Genomic DNA, 24,365 nt, shown 5'->3' with positions numbered 1-24,365 from the left:
AGGAAGCGCAGGGCAACCGCATGCGAACGGCCCGGCAACCGGAAGGGCTGCTCGGTAATGCTCGGTAAACGGCGCGTAAACGGCAGCTGCCGCCTTCACAGGGGACATCGGCAGCCTGCCTTGATCTGTATCAGCCCTCTCGGCAAGGGTGGCCCGCAGACTGGCGGGACGAACGCAATGCCATGTCGATGATCCTTTCTCCCTGGTCACCCGACGCGCTGGGCCGCGACGGCCTGCGCGCACTGACGAGCCGCGCCGAAGGCCTCAGCCGCGCCGCCGCCGACGGCGGCGCGCTGCCGCAGCTGCTGCGCGGCAAGCGTCTGGCGCTGCTCAGCGACGCGCCGGACAGCCCGGACGCGACCGCCTTCCTGCAGGCCGCCAACGAACTGGGAGCGCATGTGGCGCTGGTGCGTGCAGGCAGTGCCGCCGGTCCGCGCAACCGCGCGAAGCTGCTGGGCCAGCTCTACGACGGCATCGAATGCCAGGGGCTGACCGAGACCGAGCTGGGCCAGCTGGAACGCGACGCCGGCGTGCCGGTGTTCGATGGCATCGGCAATCCCGGCCACCCGATCTACGCGGTGGACGGCCTGCGCGCCTGCCCCCCGCGGCATGTACTGCAGGCACTGCTGTGCACCGCATTGGCCTGAACGACTGAAAAGATCGGCTGGCAGGAGCGGCGGCGCGGCGCGCCGTCCGACACCGACGGTAGCGGCGGCGAGCCTAGCCTCGCGAACATGCCCGCTGCCACGTCCACTGCCACACCCACCTCCCCGCCTACGCCGGACGACGGCGACTCGCCGTCCGCCTGGGGCCGCTTCATCACCGTCGCCAAGCCCTACTGGCTGGGCGACCGCAAGCGTGTCGCATGGGCCGTGCTGGTAGGGCTCGTCGCGCTGATGCTGCTGGACACGCAACTGGCCGTGCTGGTGAACGACAAGACCGGCGAGCTGACGTCGGCGCTGTCCGCGCGCGACGAAGACCGCTTCTGGGCCGCGGTGCGGGCCATGCTGTGGGTGGTGGGCATTGCCGTGCCTGTCTATGCGTTCTATTACGCATCGCGCGACGCCTATGCCAACGACTGGCGGCGCTGGCTCACGCGCCGCTTCATGGACGCCTACCTCAGCGACCGCGCTTACTTCCGCCTCGCCGGCGTCGACAACCCGGACCAGCGCATCGCCGAGGACGTGAACACCTTTACCGGCCGTTCGCTGAACTTCCTGCTGATCCTGCTGGGCTCGGCCATGCAGTTGGTGGCCTTCAGCGCGGTGCTGTGGGGGCTATCGAAGATGCTGGTCGGCTTCCTCATCGTGTACGCCCTGGCCGGCACGGTACTGTCCATCGGCCTGTTCGGCCGGCCGCTGATCCGGCTGAACTTCTGGCAGCTCAAGCGTGAGGCGGACTTCCGCTTCCGCCTGATGCGGTTGCGCGAGAACGCTGAGTCCATCGCCTTCTACCGCGGCGAGCAACAGGAGCGCCACCAGCTGGACCAACGGCTGCGCGCCGCGCTGCTTAACACGAAGAAGATGATCCGCGCACAGTTCCTGCTGAATCTGTTTCAGCGCGGCTTCAGCCAGTTGAGCCTGCTGGTGCCCTTCGTCGTGCTGGCCGGCCAGGTGCTGTCGGGTGAGTTGGAAGTGGGCCAGGCGGTGAAGGCGGGTGGCGCCTTTGCGGCGGTGCTGAGCGCCGTCTCGCTGATCGTCGACAACTTCGAGAGCCTGTCGCGTTTCGTCGCCGGCATCGACCGGCTCTACGTGATGGCCACCCAGCTGCAGCAGGGGCCACCCGAGGCAGGCATCGAGCTGCAGCCGGCGCAAGACCTGCAGCTATCCGGGCTGACGGTCAAGGCCCCCGACAGCGACCGCGTGCTCGTGCAGGACCTGTCGCTGAGCGTGCCGGCAGGTGAGTCGCTGCTGATCACCGGCGCCAGCGGCAGCGGCAAGAGCTCGCTGCTGCGCGCCATCGCGGGGCTGTGGACACAGGGCAGCGGCCAGATCAACCACCCGCCGCAGGAGGACGTGTTCTTCCTGCCGCAGCGGCCCTACCTGCAGCACGGCACGCTGCGCAGCCAGCTCATCTACCCCAGCACGCACACTGCGCTGGAAGACGCCGCGCTGATGAAGGTGCTGGACGAGGTGAGGCTGCGCCACCTGGCCGAGACCGAGTCGGGGCTGGACCGCCAGGAGGACTGGGAGAAAGTGCTCAGTGGCGGCGAGCAGCAGCGTCTGGCCTTCGCCCGCCTGCTGGTGCATGCGCCCAAGGTGGCCATCCTCGACGAAGCGACCAGCGCGCTCGACGACGCCAACCAGAAGCGGCTCTACGAGCGGCTGCGCGAGCGCGGCACGACGCTCATCAGCATCGCCCACCGGGCCGCTGTCGCGGGCTTCCACCGCCGCGTGCTGCAACTGACCGGCGGCGGGCGCTGGAAGCTGTCGCGCACACCGGCCGCGCCCGACGAGACGCCAGCGGCTTCAAAGAAGCTGAAGGCGTAATCGTTGCCGAGCGAGTTGCAGACGACCCGGTCGAAACCGTCACGGCGACCCGGGCCCGCGATTTGCCCCCTGTAGGCGTCGGCACATCGCCGGCTCAATCCACAGGAGACCGACATGACTCAGCAGCAAAACCGCAACGAGCAAGGCCAGCAACAACAAGGACAACAAGGCCAGCAGGGTCAGCAACGCGACAAACAGCAGCAGCAGGGCCAGCCGCGCGAGAACCAGCAGCGCGAAGGCCAGCGCGGCAGCCAGGACCAGCAGGACGGCAGCAACCGCGGCAACGACCTCGGCCGCGACGACCAGTCGTCCAGCCGCGAGCAAGGCCAACGCCAGCAGCGCTGAAGCCCGTCACGCCGCCGGAGCCGCTGCTTGAGCGCCCGGCGGCGTTCTTCTTTGCGAGGAGTTGTCATGGCCAAGCAAAGCACGCCTTCTGGGGCACCCCCGTCCACCAGATGCTGGTCGTGTTCCCGCAGGGCCTCCTCGGCGCGTCGGTCGTGTTGGACCTATTGGCCCACACCACGGATGGCGGCACGCTGGCCGTCGTAGCGCACTACCTGATCCTTGGCGGCTTGCTGACCGGTGTGCTTCGGCCTGATCGACTGGCTCGCGATTCCACGCGGCACGCGGGCCAAGTCGGTCGGCGCGCTGCACGCCACCCGCAACGTGCTGGTGCTCGCATTGTTCGGCGCCAACGCCTGGCTGGGTGGCGAACTTGTGGACCGGCTGGGCGTCGGCGGGTCAGACATCAGGTAGAACACCGCAACCAGGGCGAAGAACGCCGGCACGCCCAATGCCGTCCAGGCCCTCACGCAAAGGAAATACGCCGCGGGCAGCGGCTGCCCCGCCCACGCGGCCGCCTCGGCCAGCCTCCGCATGCGGATCTGCAACACCTCGGCAGCCAGCACGCGACCGCCAACCATAGAGCGCCAGCGACATCACGATCCACCGCGACGACAGCGCAAACCCCGCCCACTGCGCCTGGTAGAAGCCGCTGAGCGGCTGGAAGACGACGGTGGAGGCGGTGAACAGCCAGTCGGCCCACACCACCTGCCGCGCGACGGCGGCCACCGTCCGCGGATCGCGGCCCAGGCTAGTGAAGAACAGGTAGTAGGCCGACCCCAGACCGGTGCCGAACAGCAGCGTCGACGACAGGATGTGCAGCCACTTGGCGACGATGTAGTCCATGGCCGTTCAACGCGCGGCCCGGCGCGGCTCGAGCGTCCACAACGCCGCCAGCAACACCAGCACCGGCAGGTTCTTCACGATGGGCCCGTACGGATGGGCCCAGAACTCCGGCAGCGCCACGGTGATGACGGCGCTGTAGAGCCCGATCAACAGCGCCTGGGAACCCCACAGCCAGCGCCGCGCCGCCGGTGCACTCGGTGGCCACAGTGTCAGCAACCCCAGCAGCAGGTCTAGGCCGGCTGCGCCGCGAAGCGCGCCCGGCTGCCATTCGGGAGGCACGCCGGCCCGCTCCAGCAGCGCGAAGCTCTGCCCGATCGGATAGACGACCAGCGACACGAAGGCCGCGGCCAGCCAGACGGCGGCCAGCGACAGCCGCAGCAGCGGCAGCAGCCAGCCCAGCTGCGCCACGACCCGCATCGCGTCACGCTGGTCGGGCGCAATGAACTGCGTCGCCGCGCGCGGCAGCCGGCCGAGCAAGCGCGCCAGCGGCGCAGCGTCGGCCGTGCTGCCTTGCTGCAGCATCGTCCACGCCGCGCGGTCCAGCAGGCTGTCGCGCCGCCATCGCCCCAGTCGCGCTGCCAGTCCCACCGCCCACGCTGGCACGGGCAACCACGGTGAACCGCTAAGGCCCAGCCCCCGGCGCAGCGCGAGCAGGTAGTCCTGCAGCATCAACGGCCGAGGGCCCACCAGCGCCAGGCGACGGCCCGGCAGCTGGCCGGCCGGCGCCTCCACCAATGCACGCAACGCTGCCACCGCGTCATCCACATGGATGGGCTGCACGCGCTGCTGCCCGCCCGCCGGCAGCGGCACCAGTGGCAGCGCCGCCAGCGCCAGCAGCCGCCGCGCGCTGGCGCCGTCCGCGCCGAAGACGAGCGACGGCTGTGCGACACACGCCTGCAGAGGCAGCGAAAGCAAGTGCTGGTCAGCCTCGTATTTGCTGCGCAGGAACTCCGTCTCGGCATGTGGGTCGGCGCCCAGCGCCGACACCTGCACGACACGCTGCACGCCAGCCATTGCACTGGCGTCGAACAGCGCCCGTGGCGCGCGCGTGTGCAGCACCTTGAAGCTGGCGCCGCCCTGCTCGCGGAACAAGCCCACCAGATTGACGACGACATCCAGGCCGTCCAGGTGCGCCATCCACGCGGCGGCCGACGTGGTGGCGAAATCCAGCTTCAACCAGGTGCAGCGGGCATGCTCCAAGGATGGCGGACGGCGGCCTGCGCACACGACGCGATGGCCGGCGGCCAGCAGTTCGCGCAACAGCCGGCTGCCGATGAAGCCGGTGGCACCGGTCATCAAGATCTTCATGCACGGCTCCCGGCAAGGGGCATGCCCTGGGCGCGGCGATTGCCTCGCCGCCTGATGTCCGAACTCGCCGACGTCCGATGAAACCGCTCCACTCCCACCTGGTCGGCCGGCTGCTGACCAGCGACCTGTTGTCCGGCGGCTTGTCCGCCGCCGTGCTGGCCTGGCGCGGCCGCACTGACGCACACAGCGCCGCCGCGCCCATCAACGCCGTCAGCCACTGGCTGTGGCCGCGCGAGGCGTTGAGGCAGGACGGCGTCTCCGCCCGCTTCACAGCGACCGGCCTTGCCGTGCACTTCGCCGCCGCGCTGCTGTGGTGCGGGCTATACGAGCGGCTTCGTGCCCGGCAAAGCGCAGCGACGCCGGCGCGCGCGGTGACCGACGCAGCCGTCGTCAGTGCCGTCGCCGCTGTGGTGGACCTGGCCTGCGTTCCGCACCGGCTCACGCCAGGCTTCCAGGAGCGAATCTCGCCGCGCAGCCTGTTGATGGTCTACGGCGCCTTCGCGGCCGGCCTGGCGCTAGCGGGCCTGTCCGCGCTGCGCCGGTGAGGCTGAGAGGCTCAGGGGCTGACGAGGGCACCCATGCAGGCGGCCAAGGCCTCGCGCAGCTCGGCCGACACGCCATCGGCACAGACCAGCGCCACGTCCATCGTCACCTGCTCGCGCAACGCACGCCGCACGACGCCGGCATAGCGCCGCACGGCCAGCGGCATCGGCATGCAGGTGGTGCCCTGGCCGGCACCGATGCGCGCGAGCACGCCCATCATTTCCGCGGCCGGCGCTTCTTCCTGCGGCACGAATCCGTGCTGCCGGTACTGTCGGTCCAGGTGGTCGTAGAGCAGCGGGCTGATGCTGCGGCGGAAGCGGAAGAACGGCGGCACGCGGTTGAGGTCCAGCAGCGACAGCACCCGGTGCCGCGCCAGCGGCGACGCAGCCGGCACCAGCGCGGCCAGCGGCAGCTGCATCAACGTCTTGTGCCACAGGCCTTGCGTCTCGATCGGCGCGGCCACCATCGCCGCCTCGAGCGCGCCGCGTCGGACCGCCGCCACCGCCTCGTGGCTGGGCAGCAACTCGCTGTCCACACCCGCCACCAGGCCGCGGCGACGTAGGCTCTGCGCCAGCTCCGGCAACCGGTTGGCATCCAGCCACGTCAGCATGCCCAGCCGCAGCGTGGGCAGCGACTGGCTCATCCCGGCGATGCGTTCGACGACCTCGTCCGTCTTTGCCAGCAGCGCACGGAATGACTCCAGTGCCTCGGCCCCCGCTGGCGTCATGCGCACGCTGCGGCTGTCGCGCTGCAGCAGCGCGACGCCGAGCACGGCTTCCAGCTCTGCGATCGCGCGCGACAGCGGCGGCTGCGTGATGTGCAGGCGCTCGGCCGCGATGCGGAAATTGCGCTCCTCCGCCACGGCGACGAAATAGCGCATCTGGCGAAGACTGACGTCGCGACTCATCGGCAGGTTCCAGTGCGCGGCGATTATGGGCTGACGGGCCGATCAATACCCGAACGGTATTGAGCAGAAGGTATTTCCGGCGGCACGGCAGCGCTCCTAGAGTCCGCAGCCCTGACACCCGGAGACCACCGCCGTGACACCGCACTCGTTCGCCTTCCCCTCCATGGCCGCACGCCGCCTGGCCTGCATGGCCGCCGCATGCGGCCTGCTCGCTGCCTGCGGCGGCGGTGGCGGCGCCGGCACCGCGCCGCAGCCGCCGGGCGGCGTGCCCGACGTACCGCTCGCCTGTATCGACCTGCCCGACGACGTGACCTGGTTTCGCAGCAGCAGCGCGTCGGCGGAATGGAACGACGTGCTCGTCGACAGCCGCAACCGCATCTGGCTGGCCGGCTACGTGGACGGCATCGTCGGGCAGGCGACGCTCGACCCGAGCGGCAACGCGCGCGCCGTCGTCCGGCAGCTGGCGCCCGATGGCCAGCTGCTGTGGGACAGCGGCCCGCTGCTCGACACCGCCGGCACCGACAGCGCCGAGGCGCTGGCCCTCTCGTCTTCCGGCGCGGTCTACGTGGTCGGCCGAACCACCGGCGCATTCGCCGGCGGCACCAACGCGGGTCAGTTCGATACCTTCGTCGCATGGGCCGACGACGGCCGGACGCAGTGGCGCACCGTCCTCGCTGGCAACGAGCGGCCGCAGCACCCGAGGCGCGCCGCGTTGGCGACAGACGGCAGCCTGCGCATCGCCGGCTTCGACGACGACTACATCCCGAGCAACTACGTCGCCGCCTGGAGCGACCCGTTCGCGATGAGCCTGCGGCGCCTGGACGGCCCCAGCCCCACGTTGACCACGCAGTGGTCTCATCAGTTCAACACGCCGGAGGGCGACCAGGTCGAAGGCCTGGCCGTTGGCAGTGACGGCGCCAGCTACGTGTCGGGCATCGTCGGGTCCGGCGCGCAGCGCGGCGCATTCGTGCGCAAGCTCGACGGCAACGGCACGGTGCTGTGGACCGTGCGCTACACGTCCCAGCCGACCGATGAAGTGCGCGCGATCAAGCCGCTGGCTGACGGCACGATGCTGATCGCCGGCAGCGTGTACGGCTCGTTCCGCGGCGCGGCGGGCTTCGGCGGGCAGGACGTCTTCGTCGCGCGCATCGACGCAGGCGACGGCCATGTGATCGCCAGCTGGCAATACGGCAGCCCCGGCGCGGACTGGCTGGCCGACATGACGGTCGACAGCCAGGGCCGCATCCTGCTTTTCGGCGAAACCGAAGGCAGCGTCGTGCCGGGTCAGCCGGCCGCGGGCCTGACCGACCTGTTCATGCTGCGCCTGTCCGCCGACGGCACCGTCCTCGGCCGCCGGCAGTGGGGCACGGCCGACGACGAGCGCGCGCAGCGCGTGGCGGCAGACAGCTGCGGGCGGGTCGTGGCCGTCGGCAGCTCCACCCATGCCGGCGTGCGCGCCGGCCTGCTGTGGCAGTGGAAGCCGTGAACGCAGGTCAGCGACACCGCCTGCGCTGCCATGGCGCTAAGGCTCGCAGGCCGGGCCGCCCCGGCCCGCCGCCCAGGTCGTCGCCTGCTCTATAAGCTTCAGGTACGACGGATCGGCATAGCTTTCGGCGCGGTGGCCGATGGCGGAGTAGAACGCCCGGCCGCGGCCTACGCAGCGCGTCCAGGCGATGGGGTGGTCGTCGCCCATCGCCAGGTCGCCCGGCGAGTAGGTCTTCTCGTCCAGTGTGGCCAGCACGCGGGCACCGGCTTCGCGCGGATTTGCGGTGAACGAGTACCACTCGTCCTTCATCGTCCAGCCGTCGCCCAGGCCGGCGACGACGGGATGGGCGCCAGCCTCCACGACGACGTGCGCGTCTTGAAACTGCGGGTTCATGGGGTGGCCCTTGAAGCGCGAGCCCAGCAGGGTGTCGGCATACCAGTCCCACCACACCGTGCCGTCGCCGCCGGCGCCGTGAAGGCCCACGAAGCCGCCGCCGCCCTCCATGTAAGTCTGGAAGGCCGCGCGCTGCGGCAGCGTCAGCACGTCGCCGCTGACGTTGTTCCACACGACCACATCGAACTGGCGCAGATAGGCCGGCGTCATCGCCCCGCCCTTGTCGGTGACCGTGACGGACCAGCCGCGCCGCCGGGCCAGGTCGCGTAGCGCCGCACGCGCCGCCGGGATTGCTTCGGCATGCAAGAAGCCGTTGACCTTCTCGAACACCAGCAGGCGCGGCGAGCCAGCCGGTACCACGCCTTGCGGCAGCTCATCGTCATAACGCGCGCAGCGCGCGGCACGGTCGGAGTCGTCCACTGGCAGCGCACCGAGCACCGCGTCCAGCCGTGCCAGCGGCGGCATGTCCTGGCCCGCTGCGATGGAGCGCAGCGTCATGACGGCCGACAGGCTGGGCGGCTTAGTACCAGCCATCCACGCCGGTAGCGCACGCACGCCGGGCCACTCGGCCGCCAGCGCTGTCATCGCACGCGGGGACTGCAGGACATCGAGCAGCGGCAGGTCCACCGAGAAGGGTGCGTCGCGCAGCGGGCAGTCCGTGACGGGTGCGGCTGAGGCCTGCGCGGCCGCGACGGCCAGCAGCGCCTGGGCGAGGCGGCTTCGCCATGTGACGTGGATTGCCTGGGTCATGCGCATGCGTCGGCCCTGCGACCGGGTGCCTGTGAGCGGCGGATTATGGGCGCCGCTGCAGCAGCGCTCCCACGCCCCACAGGCCGGCGGCCAGCGCCACGGCCAGGGACGCATTCGCCGCCATACCCAGGTCGTCCGCCAGCATCAGCCACACCCCGCTGACCGCGCCCAGCGCCAGGAACAGCAGCACCGCGCCCGCGCGCGCCACCGGTCGGCCCGGCGGATCGAAGCGCGGCTGCATGAGCCGTTGAGCAGCGTCGTCGCGCGGCGCCGACACGCCGGGCGGCAGCCAGCCGGGCGACTTATAGAGCACGCGCAGCTTGTCCCGCCAGCGCGGCGTGGCGCGCATGCGCCGCGCCATCTCGGCGTAGAACTGCCCCACACCCCACAGCGGGTTCCAGCTCGCCAGCGGCTTGACGGTGCCGTACACGCAGGGCTCGCGCTCCTCGGCAAAGCTGCCGAAGAGCCGGTCCCAAAGCACGAGGATCGCGCCGTAGTTGCGGTCCAGGTAGGCCGGGTTCACGGCATGGTGAACGCGGTGGTTGGACGGCGTGGAGAACACGCGGTCCAGCCAGCCCAGCCGGCCGATGTGCTCGGTGTGGATCCAGAATTGATAGAACAGCACGACGGTGCCGGCTAGAGCGAAGAGCCGCGTCGGCACGCCCAGCAAGGCCATCGGCAGGAAGAACGGCCAGCCCATGACGCCGTACAGACTCTCCTGGCGAAGCGCGGTGCTGAGGTTGAAGTGCTCGCTCTGGTGGTGCACCGCATGCGCGGCCCAGAACAGCGCACTCTCGTGGCTGACGCGATGCAGCCAGTAGTCGCACAGGTCGTACATGACGACCGCCAGCACGCCGCCCACCGCCCCATGCCATACGCCGGCCGACACCAGCGCGAAGCGCGCATGCACGGCGGCGTAGAGGCCTGCCTGGATCAGCGGCGTGACGAGCGCCACCGCCTGGCTCAGCAGCCCCTGGCTGAGGCTGGACAGGGTGTCGGCCAAGCCATAGGTGTCGCGACCACGCCAGCGGCCCCAGGCCCATTCGGCTGCCATGCAAGCCACAAAGACAGGCAGCGCATACAGCAACAGATCGCCGTGCATCGTCGCAACGCGCCTCAGAACCGATGCCAGAGGCTGACCATGAAGGACGGCTGGTCGCGGCTGTGCGCCAGCGGCGAGCGCGCCGCCTGCCCGATGAGCCGCGCCTGCAGCCACTGCCCGCTGACCGACCAGTCCGCCGAGAACTTGTGCTCGCCGCTGAACGCGATGCTCCAGTCCTGCCAGCCGCTACCCGGATGCCACTCCGGCAGCCCCCCGGGCGCCGTGGCGCGCACACCGAAACTGCCGCGCAGGTGGGCCGCATTGGCATACGTCGCCGCCACGCTCACTGCCAACAGGTCGTCACCCAGCGGTATGCCGCTGGTAGCGCCCAGCTCCAGCTCGCCGCCGTCCCGGTGCCGCCCGCTGCCCCACGACAGGCCGGACTGCAGCAGCAAGACCGGCAGCACCTGCACATTGGCGAAGGCTTCGGTGATGACGCGCGTGCCCAGGCTGTCCACGCCGGGTGGCGACTCCCGCCGCGGCCGGCCCGACTGCGGCCACCAGCGCAACCCCAGTTGCCAGTCCTTCGCCGCCGCACCCGACAGCAGCGCCGGTGCCAGGTTCCAGCCGATGCCGGCATCCGTCGCGGCAAAGAAGCCGGTGGGCGATTCGTAGTCGATGGCCGGCAGCAGGCCCAACCGCTGCCGCCCGCTGCCCGGTGCCCGCGGCCAGCCACGCACCGACAGGCCACCGGACCAGGTGGTGGTTGCGGGGGGCGCATCGATCAGCAGCAGGCTGCCGGCGGCATGGGCGGCAGGGGTGCCGGCGATCAGCAGCGCAGCGCCCATCAGACAGCGATGGCCGAGCGGCAAGCGGGAAACACGGGTCATGGAGATGCTGGCGGGCGAGGTCACCCGCCACGATCGAACCGCACTCTAGCGGCCGGTTCGGCGCACAGCCGCCAAACAAGAGGGGGCGGCGGCACCCCGACAGCCGCGGGCAAGGAACCGGACAGCGGCGCGCAATTCAGCGGCCTGCGTGCGGCGGGTCAAGGGGGCAGGTGCTTGGTCGACGCGCTGACTGGAGGGGTGGCCTGCAGCTCGGCTTGCTCAGGCCCACCTGTCTCGATAGGATCCGATCGTCGAAAAGGACCAGAGCGGCAAAGGTAAGCCCGCTCCCTCTCTCAGGAGAGGCTCCGTATCGCTTCACAGCGAACCCACGGCAAGCAACGGCGAGTTTCGCTGCGGCTTGGCGTGTCGGAATGGTTGGCACACAAGACAAGGCGAGCTCGCACTCATTGTTCAAAGGAGTGCATACCATGCCTGTCATTCGCGCCCGTACACCGGTGGTGACGCAAATCAACGTGTTCACCGTTCCCCCCGGCCGACAGCAGGAACTGATCGACCACCTTGCGAAAGCCGCTCTGACCGCCCGTGAGGTGGAGGGCTGGCTGTCCGCCAGTCTGCACCTTAGCTTCGACGGCACACGGGTCGTCAATTACGCGCAAAGCGCCGATCAGGAGGCCGCCACTCGCGTCATAGCCCATCTGAAAGCGAAGGGGCTCATCGACGGCAACAAAGCGTTCGGCGAAGCGCACCCTGGTTTGTATGAGGTCGTCTTCACATTGGATCGAGAGAACGGCGACTAGCGGCTGGTCTTCTTCGCTTGCACGACCTGCTCACGCTCAGCTTCCCAGCCGGCAGGTGGTGCACGGTACTCCGCCATCCACCCTGCACGAGCGGGGTGGGTCGCTCTGCCGCCAGCCCGCATATGGCGATGTCCTCTCGGATGCGCGGATGACTTCGGACTGAATGGACGCCGCTTCCTCTTGAAGGCGCCGATCCTGCACACGATGCTCGTGAGGAGCCTCGCCCTCCGAGGGACTCCGATTGGGCTTGCATTTGCCGCGCACAGGGAGGCTGCACGGCGCAAGACCGTACCGCGTTGCAGAAGCCGAGGTCGTGCAGTGCGGCTGGCTACACGTCAAAAGCTGAGGGTCGCCGCGCCATTCTTGATCAGTTCATGCATGACGCTCGCGCCCGCGACCACTGCGCCATCGATGAGCGCCTCCTGCGTATATCCGCGGTTCTTCGCACACACGGCGCAGGCCCAGAGCTTGCCTCCACGTTGCAGAAAGTCCCGCACCATGTCGGACAGCGGGTCGATGGGCTTGACATGGGCCAGGTCCGCAGCTCCGCGGCGCACGATGTCGACGCCCGAGCTGACGAGAAAGATCGAAACATTGAGGCCCGCCGTCATGCCGCCCAGGGCGATAACGAACGCAGCCGACGACAGCTCATGATCAAGGCCATGGGTGATCATGACCACCAGGTCGCGATGGTTGGTTTCCACGTATCAGTTCCTTGTAGAAGTGGTGCGCCCGGGCTCGTCGAGCCGCTCCTGGCACACAAGGGGAATCGTGAAATCGCATCACATCCCGCCATGCGGCTCTAGTGGACGCACGACGGCGGAACGGCCTAAGGCGTTTACTGGACGGCGTAGACGATTTGAGGAAGTGGCGGAACAGGAGGCGAATCTACGATTAAGCGTTCATGGCCGAGAACAAGCCGCCCCTGCCGCCCCAAGGCCGTTTGCCGCGGCTCAGTCGCTTGATGAGCGAGCTGATGGAACTCGGCAGCGATGCGCGTGCGGTCCGTCTGGAGCAGATCAGAACTGAAGAGCCGTTGCTGGCAGATGAGCTGACAGGTCTGTTGGCCCAGCTCGAGACGGTTCGTAGTCGGAGCTTTCTGGACGGGACCGCATTCCCTGGAGATGCGACGCTGTCCGGTAGAAGGTTCGGCAACTACACGCTCATCCGACCGATCGGTCAGGGAGGTATGAGCACCGTCTGGCTGGCCGAGCGCAGCGACGGGAGCTTTGAAGGACGGGTTGCCGTCAAGCTGCTGAACCTCGCCTTGATGGTGCACGCCGGGACGGAACGGTTTCGACGGGAGGGAAATCTCCTGGCTCGGCTGGCCCATCCGCACATCGCCCATCTCATCGATGCTGGCGTCGAGACCGACGGGCAGCCTTACCTCGTTCTCGAGTATGTCGCGGGCGACCCGATCGATCGGTGGTGTGAGCAACGTCATCTTGACGTGGCATCCAGGGTGAGGCTCTTCCTCGACGTGCTGGAGGCCGTCGGACACGCGCACAACAACCTCGTGTTGCACCGCGATCTCAAACCGTCAAACATCCTCGTGACGCCTGACGGTCAGGTCAAGCTGCTCGATTTCGGTGTGGCCACGCTGCTGGAAGCCATGGAGTCGCCGGTGCCGCCGAGCGAGCTCACCCGATCCGAGGGACGCGTTTTCACGCCCGCCTTTGCCGCGCCGGAGCAGATCCTGGGTGACAGCGTGTCGACGGCAACCGATGTGTATTCGCTAGGAGTCCTGCTGTATCAATTGCTGAGCGGCCGACATCCGACTTCAGGCCAGTCTCAGACGCCGGTCGAGGTGCTGCGAAGGGTGATCGATACGGATCCCGTCCGGCTCTCCGATGCTGCGGCTGGTTCGCCTGAAGGAGCTGCTCCGCAAGCACCGCGCCCAAAGGTCGTCGAGGCGCTTCGGGGCGATCTTGACAACATTGTTGGCAAGGCCCTGAAGAAGGATGCCGCGGAGCGGTACCCCACCTCCGCAGCGTTTGCCGAAGATCTCCGTCGCTATCTCAATGATGAGCCTGTGTCCGCGCATGCAGACAGCTTCGGGTACCGAGCGAAGAAGTTTCTACGTCGCAGGCGCAGGGAGGTGGCGTTAGGTGCCGCTATGGCGGCAACACTGGTCATCGGCATTGCCTCGACGTTGTGGCTGGCGCACGAGGCCATGCATGAGCGCGAGATTGCGACGAAACAGCGCGCCCGGGCTGAGCGCGCACTGCTACGCAGCGAGGCTGATGCCGAATTCACCCGAGCCCTTTTGATTCAGATCGCGCAGTCGCCGAAGCCACTCACCTACGCTCAGATCCTCGAACGGGGTGAACGACTCGCGATGCAACAAACTCATCCGAATCCAGCGCAACAGGCTGCCACGCTGCTCATCCTGGCTGACCTGCACGGGACATTCGGGAATGACCGAAAAGCTCTCGAACTGACTGAACAGGCGCTGACATGGGCCACCAAGGCTGCAGATGCTGGACTCATGGCCATGGTTGGGTGTATTCGCGCAGAGGCTGTTGCCTCCTTGGGTGATCCGTCGCGTGGGGCGCAGCTCGCGATCGAGGCGCAAGAGATGGCCAAGGACGATCAGCAGGCGCAGGTTCGTTGTTGGCAGCAGCGGGCCTTGATCGCGATGACCGCCAAGGACGGCGCCGAAATGCTGAAGAGTGCTCAGCAGGCACTGGCCGCGCTGGATCAGGTCGCGAATCCCTCCGCCACGACGCGGGCACTGGTGATCAGCGATGTGGCCAGTGCTTATCGCCTCCTCGGCCAAGGTGACGCGGCGGACGTGGCATATGGTCAGGCGATCGATGCACTGCGCAAGGTGGACAAGGCGGACAGCCTAGAGGCAAGCACGATCTGGAACAACTGGGGTGCGAACGCCGACATGACCGGACAGGACGCTCTCGCCGTTGAAAGATACCTGCGAGGAGTGAAGGATGTCGCCCAACTGCTTGGCGACGACGCTGTGGGCGGAGCGGTGCTCAACAACCTCGCGCGGAAGCTCGCACGCCTCAACCGGCTCGACGAAGCCTGGTCCTTCAGCGACCAGGCATTGCAGCGCTTTATTGATACGGGCAGCAGTGACCGGCTAATTGCGCTGGCGGAACTGGCGAAGTCCGAAGTGAAGCTTGCGCAGGGGCACATCGAGGATGCGCAAACAAGGCTCAACGCCGCCTGGCGGCGGCTGGCCGCGCGCGGAGCAACCATCCAGTCACCCGTTCCCGCCTTGCTCCTGCAGCAAGCCCGGATCGACCGAGCAGCCGGAAAACCGAACGCCGCTCTAGAAGCCATAGAAGAGATCGAGCGTCGCCGTCGCGCCGCCAATACAACGCTACCCCCCTCTTCCGAGCACTACCGGCTTTTCGAGCGCGCTGGCGTACAACTGGAGCTCGGCCGCCTGGCGCTGGCGGAGGCCGACGCCCGTGAAGCGCTGTCCATTGCCCGCCGACTGCAGGGCACGCTGCCCGCCTCGTCCTTCACCGGGTCGACACTGTTGACGCTTTCGCGCATCAAGAAAGCGCAAGGCGATGCAAGCGCGGCACGCGACACGGCGCGGGAAGCGGAAACTCAGCTCAAGGCGACGCTTGGAACGAACCACCCCCAAACATTAGAGGCGGCTCGACTCGCGAAGGCTTGACGCCCATCCTTGACGCCCACCGTGCTGCGTGTCACCAGCAGGCGATCAGCGGCCGATCAGGTGGCGTCAGCGACAAAAGCGCGCAAATAGCTCGTTGGCTTGAGCCGATCGCCGCCACCGAGGTGGCCGACGTCGTTCGAGGAGTTGTCGCATGCTTTCGTGTCCCGGCCGCCGTGGCCACTGGGCAGGTCGCTCAGCCGAGCGCGTGCATCAAAAGCGCTCGCGCCTTTTCCCACTGACGCTGCACGGTGCGCTCGGAGACGCCCTGCATGGTCGCAATTTCGCCCAGGGTGAAGCCGCAAAAGAACTTCAAGTCGACCACGCGGGCCAACTCCGGCTCTTCCACAGCCAACTCGTCGAGGGCATCGCTGATGCCCTCGAGCACCTCTGACTGTTCGATCTGATCGGCATTCTGAGTGTTCAGCGCGGTGATCTCCACGGCCCCGCCGCGCTTCTGGCTCTGTCTGGCGCGCACCCGATCGATCACCAGGCCGCGCATCATCCTGGACGCATAAGCCAGGAAGCGTCCAGGTTCATCGAACTTGAGCGAATCGCTTCGGTTGAAGTTGAGCCAGACCTCATGCACAAGCGTGCCTGTGCCGAGGAAGTCCCTTGCACCGTTCTTCCACACCTCGCGTCGCGCCATGCGGCAGAGTTCGCTGTACAGGCTGGTGAACAGTCCGGCCTGATCCGCCATCGCAGATGTGGCTACGGCGGCGACGCACAGTGACGCCTGAGTCTGGGGGTCGAAAGTCTTCGCCATCGCCAATTGCTCCTGCCGCCTGGACGAACCGGTGCGACAGTGTCTCCGACAAGCCGGCGGCCCGGGGAAGACGATGGAAATACTACCGCTGCTCCCCCTAGGACACGAGGGGGGCTGTTGCCGATGACTTCGCTGATCCCAAGAGGGCACCGACGCTCTTGTTGCTCAAGCCCTGGTCGAGCGGTGGCGCAAGTTCTCTCATCGACTGCCCGCGCGCGCCGGGCGCCTCTCCGAGTCCCCGCTGCGCTGGCCCCCGCGGTTCGCGGGCTGCACGTCTATGTGCGGTCGGGCGCGGCAAGAGGCCAGGGAGCCTCTCAATTCAAGGTCGCGTGCGACGGCTCTGGCTGCTCCCTGTGTTGCGAGCCGTGTTGAACCGAGGCAGCAGCATGCCGACCTGGTCACGGTAGGCCAGGTAGCGCTTGCCGAACTGTTCGACCAGATCGCGCTCCTCGAACCAGATCCCGATCAGGATGTAGCCAGTGCAGGCGGCCGCGAAGAGGGCGTGGCCTGCGCTCATGTCCGGTGTCGCCCAGAACGCGAGAAGGAAGCCGAGATAGATCGGGTGGCGCACATGGCCGTAGAACAGCGGCGTGCGGAACTCCTGCACCGAGACGCTGTGGCCGCGCAGCGCCCGCCACGGTTGGCGCAGACCGAAGAGCTCAAAATGGTCGATGAGGTAGGTGCTGACCAACACGACAGCCCAGCCCGTCCAGAACACGGCTTGAAGCGCCAGCCGGGCAGCCGGGTTCTGCACCGACCACAACACCGGCTCCGTGATGGGCCGCCACTGCCAGAGCAGCAACGCCAGGGCCGCGCTGGCCGCAAGCACGAAGGTGGCGCGCTCCAAGGCCGGAGGCACGAGGCGTGTCCACATGCGCTTGAAGCTGCGCCGAGCCATCACGCTGTGCTGGATGGCGAAGACGGCAAGCAGCCCAACGTCGATGGCGATGGCTTGCCAAAGGGGCGCATTCATCCCCTCGCTATCGATGGTTTGGGGCAGGACCGCGAAGTTGCCGACAAAGCCCACCGCGTAGGCGAGCGTACCGAGGAAGAACAGATACGCCGCGAGGGCGTACGTCAAAGCGAGCAGGGGCATGGACATCTTTCGTTGACGAGGCGGACAGAGCGTGGAGCTGCGAGCGATGCGGCTGATCTCCTTGTCACTGGCCGTCCCAGGTCGCCCGCTCTTCTCTGTGATCGCTACGTTTGCCGAGGAAGGCCGAGCCCGTTGCCAGCTGCGACGGGCTCGGATCGATGCTTCACAGGCGTCGCGAGCCCAACTTGCTACGCGCCACAGCCAGGCATGCGATGCCCAGCCCGAACAACGCGGCCGATGCGGGCTCGGGCACGGGTGCCGCTGTGCCATAGCTCAGGTCGTCGATCGTGAAGGGTGCGGTGCTCGACAGGCTGATGATCTTGAAGCCGCCGATATCAGCGCCAGGCCGGCTGATGCCCACAAAATGCCCCTGCGTGACGAACGCGGATTCCAGCGTTGTCTCCTCCTGATGAGAGAACGCGAAATTGGTGTCGGCGGCAATGATCTTCACGGGCCCTAACGCCGGATTCAACCAGAAGCCGACGCTCGCGACCTTGGTGGGGAAGTACATCTCGATCTGGCCGGCACTGCCGAACTCGGTGTTGCCGTCAAAATCAACGGGACCGAGCACGTGCGTTCCAGAGTGGGCGCCACCGATGGCACCCAGATCGAAAAGCACCGGTGCGTTGACGCCCACTTCGCCTCCCACCGAGAACTGGATACCGGGGATCTGGTCAAAGACCCGGGATGCGGGGTTGGTCGGCATCCCGGTGTTGTAGGTGGGAATGGTCTGTGGTGCGACGCCAGGAACGGACTCGAAGTCCACGACCTTCAAACCGTGCTGGAACGCCGCGACGGCGCCGGGATCAAGGGTATCGATTGCGGTGGCATGGGCCAGCCCGGAAGCGAGGTTCGAGAACAGGAACAGGGCTGCGATCACTCGATAACGATGCATGGAGACTCTCCGTGTTGATGACACGTTGGTAATCGCGATCGGCCGATGAAAGCCGACATCGCTCGTTCGGCCGCTCGGCCGGCCGAGTCAACGACCGCCGACCAAGGCCCCTGAAATGCCGCTCGAGTGGACGCTTGGTCCTGCGCGGCTCCTGGGTAACGGCGGGCGAGGCGCGCTGAAAGTCACTGAGGCGTGAAACGCCATCGCCGCTCCACAGACCACAGTACCGATCAGGGTTGCGCAACAGCAGCGACGCATCCACGCCAGTCCGGACTCAACGCCGTTCTGGCGGCACGCCAGCATGGCCCAGCAGCACCCTTCTCGCCTTCACGGCCCCCGCCCGACCGCAGGTTTTCGTCCGCCACCGGCGACGGTGCACGACTTCATGAACGCATTCAGCACCGCCCCACCAAAGCCAGGATCTCCGGCAACCGGGCGCGAGCTTCGCGTCGGCCAGTCTCCACCAGCTCGGGCAGCGCCGCCGTGTCGAACAGCCCGACCCGGCGGCTTGGCTCGGGGCTGAGCACCATCAACGGCGGTCCCGATGCCCGCGCTGCACACAGCCGGGCATTGAGCAGGTTGTTGCTCATCGTCGAGACCAGCTGTGACAGCATCCGCGATGGACCGTCGATGCGCCGCGGCAGCGGCGCAGGCGCTCCGACAGCGAGGATGGCACCTGCATCGATCGCCGCGCTCACAGGCAGCGGGTCGGAGACGACGCCATCGACCAGGCGTCGGCCGGCCAGTTGCTGTGGCGCGAACATGAACGGCAGCGCGATGCTGGCCCGCAACGCGTCGACGAGACGCCCCTGGTCCAGCACGATGGTGCCGCCACTCTCGGCGCAGGTGGCGGTCACGCGCAGGGGCACCGGCAGGTCTTCGAAGCGAAGGGTGCCGAACGCAGCGTGCAGGCGCTCCAACACCGGCGCGTCGTCGCGCAATGCGAAGCTGGCATCGAAGCCGAGCAGGCGCGGCATCATCATCTGGGCCGGCGCACGCCAGCGGCGACGACGCGTGAGTTCCTGCGTCCACAGCGCGGTGGCGGTGTGCACCGCTTCGTGAACAGGCCTTCCGGTGGCCAGCAGTGCGCCAAAGAGCGCGCCGGCACTGCAGCCGACGATGCACGACGGCGCCAGCCCTTCACCGTGCAGCACTTCGGCCACGCCCAGTGCCGAGGCGGCGCGAACGCCGCCGCTGCCGATGACAAGTGCCAGGCTGCGCGAGGCCCGGCAACTCATCGGAATTTCCGTGTGGACGCAGATGGCCGCTTGATGAGATCCACAGCGCTCACATCGCCAATCCCGTCAGACGTTCGAGCCAGGTCCTGCGAGTTGCCACGCCCCCAGCCGAGCGAGCACTGCGCAAGCGACGTCCAATGCGCGTGCAGCCATCGTCGGCATGCCCGAGGTCGAAGCCGAGGCGATGCGCCAGAGATAGCATCGGAAGGTTGTCGGCCAGAACATCGCCGCGCATCCAGCGCAGGCCGCGCTCACCAGCGGATGCCAGCAGCGCAATGAGCGCGCGGCGACCGATGCCCTGACGCTGCCAGGCATCGTCGACGACGAGCGCGAATTCCGCTTCATCCGTATCGCAGCGAGCCCAGCGCGCTTCGGCCACGAGCTGGCCGGCGCCCGGCATCCCGACTTCGACGACGAGGGCGAGCTCGCGGTGAGGGTCGGGATCGACCATGCGTCCGATCCAGGCCGCCGATGCGCCGTTGATGGCGCCATGGAACCGGCGACGTCGCGTCTGCGGCGCCAGCGCGCTGATCAGTGTGCCAAGGTCGGAGGCGTCTTGCGGTCGAACGGGCCGCAAAGCGATGCGAGTTCCGTCGAGTGCGGTCCAGGTTTGCAGCCAATGCCGTGAGCCGGGCCAGCGGGCGTCATCCATTGTCATCCTCCAGTTTGGATGAGACCTGCGCAGGCCCCATTGCCGTAGAGATCGGAAATGGGCCCGGGAACCCGACACTCGGCCAGCGAGGCGTCCGCTTCCGCCCTGGAAGGCAGGGCAAGCGGCGTTACAGCGTCGCTCGCTGCGGTCCGCGACGCAAGCGCGCAGTGGGTGTTGCAAGCTGACGGCGCTGGTTGCAGCCAGCTCACAGCCAGCCGGTGGCAGAACGCCTCTCGCGTTACCGAGCCGCCATCAGCTGCTTCAAGCGGCTCCGCCCTGAACACGGACCTTCGATGACTGGACAGCTATCGACCGGGTACTGACCTTGCCTCGCTTCGGCACCAGCCTCTGGCCTGCGCATGTGAGGACATCACCTCAGTCACCCGCGTCGAGAGCGACTTGGCCCTCAAGCGCTCATCCATAGACACATCGCGGCCCGTCTTCGCATGACTGTGGACAACATGTAAGTCGCTTACTCGTTGGCCGAAGCGGATGTTCAGGCCAATCGTCGCCTGATCAGAGACCGATCGCCTGAGGCGACTCGCAACGACCGGTCGTCAGTGAGCCGAAGCAAAGCCGGGCCGCATGGACGCGCCCTGTTAAGGTCACTTGGAGCCGATGCGGCGGCGTGTCGTCAGACCGACAGCGGCGAGCCCCAGGGTGGCCATCAGCAGCGACGCTGGCTCAGGCACGGCCGATGTCATCAGGTTCAGCGACGCAGTCAGGGGCTGCGTGTCACTCCACAGGAAGCTCAATCCCTGGTTGAGATTGCTGGCGTCGGTTGCCACGCCGACGAGCGTTGAGCCAGCTTGCAGGGCATCGAAATGAAGCGTCCCCAGCAGCAGCGTGGCTTGACCATGGTTCGCCATGCCCGGGAAGCTCGATCCGCCGAACTGCCCGGCGCCTAGCCAGCCGCTGTCATCGTCCCAACCGGCTGCCACAGTGAAACCGGCGAAGGCAAGCCGGGACGCGTCGTAGCTCAGGCCAAAGCCGAAAGACAGCAGCTGCTCGTCAGGCGACAAGCCCGCAAAGGGATCACTGACGCTCACCAGCAAATCGACGCCTTGACCGACTTTCGAGGGCACGGCGGCCGTCAGCGAGACCGTGGCGGCCTGAGCGGCAAGGGACGAAGCGGCCAACGCGATGGCGACAAGCAGAGGTTTGAAGTTCATGGGACTGTTCATTGGGCGCTGAAAAGTTGGTACCAGACGCGGTAATCGGCCTGCGTGATGCATTTGTCGCCGTCCATGTCTGCAAGGGGTTCAAAGCGGGCATCACCCGCGCAGCTGCCGATGGCGCCGCGCAGCGCATCCCGATCGGCGGCAGTGACGGCGCCGTCAGCGTTCACGTCGCCGTTCTTGCGCACGCGCACCATCAATCGAGGTGCCGCCTCTGCGTAACCATCGTTCAGGAAGAGGCCAAAGAAGTAGTCGCCCTCCGGCTGACCGGCGAGCGGGAACGACTGCGATCCCGAGGGGCTCGCCACATAGTTCCACTTGAGCGACCCCGGGCCGCCTGGTGTCATGCCGACGCGGTAGAGGCCGATCCAGTGCGTGTTGCCTGCAGGCAGCCCAGACCACGCCAGCGACACGCTGCCTCCGATGCGGACACGATCGACGTCGGCCTTGAAGCTGGCCTGCGACGTGGTGGGTGGCAGCACCGGCGGCGCACTCCACTGCACCTGAGCGAGACCGTTCAGCACCGGGTCGGTGTAGTCCAAGCCCGCACCTTCCACATGACCGGCGAGCCGACGCCAGAACGCGCCATCGCCATCGACGGTGACGACCAAGTCATACCAGCCATAGCTGACACCGACCGTGCGGACGACATCGCGGCTGGATGCTGCCGGTACATCGATGATGGCCACCGCCCGGTCTCCGTAGGCGTTGTCGGCAACGCGAAATCGCATGGGCTGCGCGCTCGCGTTGCGCAGCGTCAGCGTGACACTGCCCGACGCAGGCTGCTCTTTCAGGCTGGCAGCAGCCAGGCGGCCGACGCCGTCGAAGCTCATCCTGAATTCACGCAGGAAGCCGTTGTCGCCATGCACGGCCAATTGCATGCCGGCGCTGCTCCAGTTCCAGACCTCCTGATCGATGCGCTTGCCCGGCTCGACCGTGTAGTGCCACGGGCCATCCGTGCGCAAGGAGGAGTAGACGATGAAGGCAGCCGTCGCACTGCCGTCATTGGCAAAGCTCAGCGCGAACTGGCGCGCGTTGGTGGCTGCGACGCCGTCCACTGCCGACCGGTAGGGCAGCGGCGCCGCACGGCGCGGCACATCGCCGGCGGCTCTCTCCTGGCGAGGCAGGCTTTGGTTGGTGGGCGGCAAGGCGTCCTTGGTGCCCCAGCCCTTGAAGTAGACGGCTGTGGCGGGCACGCCGACGGGGAAGTCGGCACCGCCCGACTTGAAGTCAAAGGCACTCGTCATGTCGCCACAGACAGCGCGGCGCCAAGGCGAAATGCCATTGCATTGAACGCTGGCACGCGGGTAGCCCAAGCCATTGGTCAGCCATTCCTCTGTGAAGCGAATCAGCGAGGTGTGGTCGAACAGCTGCGAGCAGACACGCCCCCCCTTGCTCCACGGCGAAATCACCATCGTCGGCACCCGCGGACCCAGGCCGATCGGCTGGCCGCCAGCCACTTCGCCCTTTGTGGCGTCGGTCAGCGTCGTGCGCCCGCGATCCGCGTTCAGCGGCGGCATCACCGAGGGCATGTGATCGAAGAAGCCGTCGTTCTCGTCGTAGGTCAAGATCAGTGCCGTCTTGGCCCAGACCTGCGGCGACTGCACCAAGGCCTGCAGCACTCGTGCGGTGAAGTTCTCACCGGCGTTCGGTGTGTCCGACGGATGCTCGCAGTACTCGGTGGGCGCGCAGATGTAGGACACGCGCGGCAGTTGGCCGCTGCGAACATCCGCAGCAAAGTCGTCAATCAGCCACTGGCCGGTGGTGCCGCCCGCGTTGGCCTGCGTCGACCCGGCAGCCAGTGCGCGGCCGCGCCGGTACAGCGGCGACGCGCTGGTCAGCCTCTGCCCATTGGCGTCGATGCGGAAGTTCTTGAAGTACTGCAGGTAGTTGTCGCCGTAGTTGTCCCACTCCTGGTAGACCTTCCAGCTCACCCCGGCCGCTTCGAGCACCTCGGCGTAGGTCTGCCATTCATTGCCCTTGGCAGCGGGGTTGTCGTTGGCGATGTCACCGTTGTAGATGCCATTCGTGACGTTGTAGAGCCTGGAGTCCGAGATGCCAGTGACGACGCCATTGCTATGCCCACTGAGGGCGTAGAAGCGGTTGGGGTCCGTGGGGCCGAAGATAGAGCAGTGATAGGCATCGCAGACGGTGAAGGCATCCGCCAGCGCGTAGTAGAACGGCAGGTCGCTGCGGTCGAAATAGCCCATCGTGCGAGGGGACTTCTTGGCGATCCAAGCGTTCCAGTCCTTCCACGCCGCCTCGGTTCCTTTCCAGCTGTGGTCCAGCCCGACCCGCAGTGCATTCGTGTTGCGGATGTCGAAGTGGTAAGGCAGCACCTGCGTACCCGTCGCGTTACCCGGCTGCATCCACACCGGTTGGCCCGACGGTAGCGCGATGGGTCGCGGGTCGCTGAAGCCGCGCACGCCGGACAGCGTGCCAAAGTAATGGTCGAACGAGCGGTTCTCCTGCATAAGGATGACCACGTGTTCGATGTCTGCGAGCGTGCCGGTAGCGTTGTTGGCAGGCGTGGCAAGCGCCCGGCGGATGGTCTGCGCGAAAGCATGGCTGCTGGCCATGCCGGCAACGGTCGCAGTGAGAAACGCGCGGCGGGACGGGGTGCTCATGACGCGATGGATGACGGAAGCTAGGGAAGCGTGCGATTGTTTTGTTCTATAAATACAGGAGCATGACGCCGGCAAGGTCTCTGCGACGCAGCACAGCCGCGCCTCCGTGGGCGTCGTGACATGGGGGCTTTATGACTCCGTGAAGGAGGCAGGTACGCAAAAAGCTCGCTGCCGGAAAGTCGAATCAGAGCGCCGCACCTGGACGATTGAGCGGGCGTCCGTTCGTCGGCTCGACTGGCGGAGTTTTGATGCAGAGTCGGCGAAGCCGGCGCAGCCTCGGACTCGTGTCAATAACTGTACGCACGGCCTCGAAAGGCTCAACGTGAATCGGTTTGCCTTTAACGCCCACGCTCGGCCCGTGGTACTGCGACTGCCTTCAGACGGTCCCGCTTCTCTGAGATGCGCCTAAGCGTTCTTGGCCATTCCTCGCTGGCGAACTTGCCTTCAATGGCCTCGACGAGCTCAGCTGAAACGGCCAGCAAAGGATCGATGCCGAATTCCCTGTAGCAGAAGGGA

At 67.3% G+C, this 24,365-nt stretch carries 22 protein-coding genes; 7 read left to right on the top strand and 15 right to left on the bottom strand.

Features of this window, described 5'->3' with window-relative positions; all coding sequences use genetic code 11:
• Positions 1-182: 182 nt before the first annotated feature.
• The 3 genes from LXT13_RS22060 (at position 183) to LXT13_RS22050 (ending at position 2,834) form a co-directional block, all read left to right on the top strand.
• Complete coding sequence (locus LXT13_RS22060; RefSeq protein WP_233374469.1) at positions 183-647, top strand: Rossmann-fold NAD(P)-binding domain-containing protein; 465 nt, start codon at positions 183-185, stop codon at positions 645-647.
• 87 nt (positions 648-734) lie between these two features.
• A complete protein-coding gene (locus tag LXT13_RS22055; protein ID WP_233374468.1) occupies positions 735-2,489 on the top strand; it encodes an ABC transporter ATP-binding protein/permease in 1,755 nt (584 codons plus the stop codon).
• Between the two features lie 114 nt (positions 2,490-2,603).
• Complete coding sequence (locus LXT13_RS22050) at positions 2,604-2,834, top strand: hypothetical protein (protein ID WP_233374467.1); 231 nt, start codon at positions 2,604-2,606, stop codon at positions 2,832-2,834.
• Between the two features lie 161 nt (positions 2,835-2,995).
• On the opposite strand, the gene LXT13_RS28845 is transcribed toward LXT13_RS22050, so the two are convergent.
• Genes LXT13_RS28845 through LXT13_RS22035 form a run of 3 tightly spaced genes read right to left on the bottom strand, consistent with a single transcriptional unit; the run spans position 2,996 to position 4,985 of the window.
• Positions 2,996-3,325, bottom strand: a complete 330-nt coding sequence (locus LXT13_RS28845) for a hypothetical protein (RefSeq protein ID WP_349254859.1) — start codon at positions 3,323-3,325, stop codon at positions 2,996-2,998.
• Entirely contained in the window at positions 3,231-3,677 is a 447-nt protein-coding gene (locus LXT13_RS22040) for a DUF2269 family protein (RefSeq protein WP_349254856.1), read from the bottom strand. The genes LXT13_RS28845 and LXT13_RS22040 overlap by 95 nt, the downstream gene beginning before the upstream one ends.
• A gap of 6 nt (positions 3,678-3,683) precedes the next feature.
• Positions 3,684-4,985, bottom strand: coding sequence for an SDR family oxidoreductase (locus LXT13_RS22035; protein ID WP_233374466.1), 1,302 nt, complete (start codon positions 4,983-4,985; stop codon positions 3,684-3,686).
• 77 nt (positions 4,986-5,062) lie between these two features.
• Between LXT13_RS22035 and LXT13_RS22030 the strand changes: the two genes are divergently transcribed.
• Complete coding sequence (locus LXT13_RS22030) at positions 5,063-5,530, top strand: hypothetical protein (RefSeq protein ID WP_233374465.1); 468 nt, start codon at positions 5,063-5,065, stop codon at positions 5,528-5,530.
• 11 nt (positions 5,531-5,541) lie between these two features.
• Here LXT13_RS22030 and LXT13_RS22025 read toward each other — a convergent pair whose 3' ends face one another.
• On the bottom strand, positions 5,542-6,435 hold the full coding sequence (locus LXT13_RS22025) for a LysR family transcriptional regulator (RefSeq protein WP_233374464.1): 894 nt from the start codon (positions 6,433-6,435) through the stop codon (positions 5,542-5,544).
• A 133-nt stretch (positions 6,436-6,568) separates the two neighbouring features.
• Here LXT13_RS22025 and LXT13_RS22020 point away from each other — a divergent pair, with 133 nt between their 5' ends.
• On the top strand, positions 6,569-7,921 hold the full coding sequence (locus LXT13_RS22020; protein WP_233374463.1) for a hypothetical protein: 1,353 nt from the start codon (positions 6,569-6,571) through the stop codon (positions 7,919-7,921).
• A gap of 36 nt (positions 7,922-7,957) precedes the next feature.
• On the opposite strand, the gene LXT13_RS22015 is transcribed toward LXT13_RS22020, so the two are convergent.
• From LXT13_RS22015 to LXT13_RS22005, 3 genes are read right to left on the bottom strand one after another with little or no spacing between them, the layout of a single operon-like run.
• Entirely contained in the window at positions 7,958-9,064 is a 1,107-nt protein-coding gene (locus LXT13_RS22015) for a ThuA domain-containing protein (protein WP_233374462.1), read from the bottom strand.
• A 43-nt stretch (positions 9,065-9,107) separates the two neighbouring features.
• The gene (locus LXT13_RS22010; protein ID WP_233374461.1) at positions 9,108-10,166 is read right to left on the bottom strand and encodes a sterol desaturase family protein; all 1,059 of its coding nucleotides are present in this window, start codon (positions 10,164-10,166) and stop codon (positions 9,108-9,110) included.
• Between the two features lie 14 nt (positions 10,167-10,180).
• Entirely contained in the window at positions 10,181-10,996 is an 816-nt protein-coding gene (locus LXT13_RS22005; RefSeq protein WP_233374460.1) for a MipA/OmpV family protein, read from the bottom strand.
• A gap of 428 nt (positions 10,997-11,424) precedes the next feature.
• On the opposite strand from LXT13_RS22005, the gene LXT13_RS22000 reads away from it, so the two are divergent.
• The gene (locus LXT13_RS22000; RefSeq protein WP_233374459.1) at positions 11,425-11,754 is read left to right on the top strand and encodes an antibiotic biosynthesis monooxygenase family protein; all 330 of its coding nucleotides are present in this window, start codon (positions 11,425-11,427) and stop codon (positions 11,752-11,754) included.
• A gap of 335 nt (positions 11,755-12,089) precedes the next feature.
• Here the strand turns inward: LXT13_RS22000 and LXT13_RS21995 are convergent, their stop codons facing one another.
• A complete protein-coding gene (locus LXT13_RS21995) occupies positions 12,090-12,458 on the bottom strand; it encodes a DsrE family protein (RefSeq protein ID WP_233374458.1) in 369 nt (122 codons plus the stop codon).
• A gap of 200 nt (positions 12,459-12,658) precedes the next feature.
• On the opposite strand from LXT13_RS21995, the gene LXT13_RS21990 reads away from it, so the two are divergent.
• Entirely contained in the window at positions 12,659-15,400 is a 2,742-nt protein-coding gene (locus tag LXT13_RS21990) for a serine/threonine-protein kinase (RefSeq protein WP_233374457.1), read from the top strand.
• Positions 15,401-15,593: 193 nt separating this feature from the next.
• Here the strand turns inward: LXT13_RS21990 and LXT13_RS21985 are convergent, their stop codons facing one another.
• The 7 genes from LXT13_RS21985 to LXT13_RS21955 all read right to left on the bottom strand — a co-directional run bounded on the left by LXT13_RS21985 (position 15,594) and on the right by LXT13_RS21955 (position 23,849).
• The gene (locus LXT13_RS21985; RefSeq protein ID WP_233374456.1) at positions 15,594-16,163 is read right to left on the bottom strand and encodes an ECF-type sigma factor; all 570 of its coding nucleotides are present in this window, start codon (positions 16,161-16,163) and stop codon (positions 15,594-15,596) included.
• Between the two features lie 319 nt (positions 16,164-16,482).
• Positions 16,483-17,259 (bottom strand): methanethiol S-methyltransferase, encoded by a 777-nt coding sequence (gene mddA, locus LXT13_RS21980; RefSeq protein ID WP_233374455.1) that lies wholly within the window; start codon positions 17,257-17,259, stop codon positions 16,483-16,485.
• Positions 17,260-17,422: 163 nt separating this feature from the next.
• Positions 17,423-18,154 carry a PEP-CTERM sorting domain-containing protein gene (locus LXT13_RS21975; protein WP_233374454.1) on the bottom strand — a complete coding sequence of 244 codons (732 nt, stop codon included), beginning with the start codon at positions 18,152-18,154 and terminating at the stop codon, positions 17,423-17,425.
• Positions 18,155-18,549: 395 nt separating this feature from the next.
• Positions 18,550-19,392 carry a patatin-like phospholipase family protein gene (locus LXT13_RS21970; RefSeq protein WP_233374453.1) on the bottom strand — a complete coding sequence of 281 codons (843 nt, stop codon included), beginning with the start codon at positions 19,390-19,392 and terminating at the stop codon, positions 18,550-18,552.
• A 49-nt stretch (positions 19,393-19,441) separates the two neighbouring features.
• Positions 19,442-20,044, bottom strand: a complete 603-nt coding sequence (locus tag LXT13_RS21965; protein WP_233374452.1) for a GNAT family N-acetyltransferase — start codon at positions 20,042-20,044, stop codon at positions 19,442-19,444.
• Positions 20,045-20,649: 605 nt separating this feature from the next.
• Complete coding sequence (locus LXT13_RS21960) at positions 20,650-21,279, bottom strand: PEP-CTERM sorting domain-containing protein (protein WP_233374451.1); 630 nt, start codon at positions 21,277-21,279, stop codon at positions 20,650-20,652.
• A complete protein-coding gene (locus LXT13_RS21955) occupies positions 21,225-23,849 on the bottom strand; it encodes a phosphocholine-specific phospholipase C (RefSeq protein ID WP_233374450.1) in 2,625 nt (874 codons plus the stop codon). Before LXT13_RS21955 ends, LXT13_RS21960 begins: the two co-directional genes overlap by 55 nt.
• Positions 23,850-24,365: the final 516 nt, after the last annotated feature.

The organism is Pelomonas cellulosilytica, from assembly GCF_021353265.1.
Classification (GTDB): Bacteria; Pseudomonadota; Gammaproteobacteria; order Burkholderiales; family Burkholderiaceae_C; genus Pelomonas; species Pelomonas cellulosilytica.
This window is presented reverse-complemented; position numbering and strand designations above follow the sequence as displayed.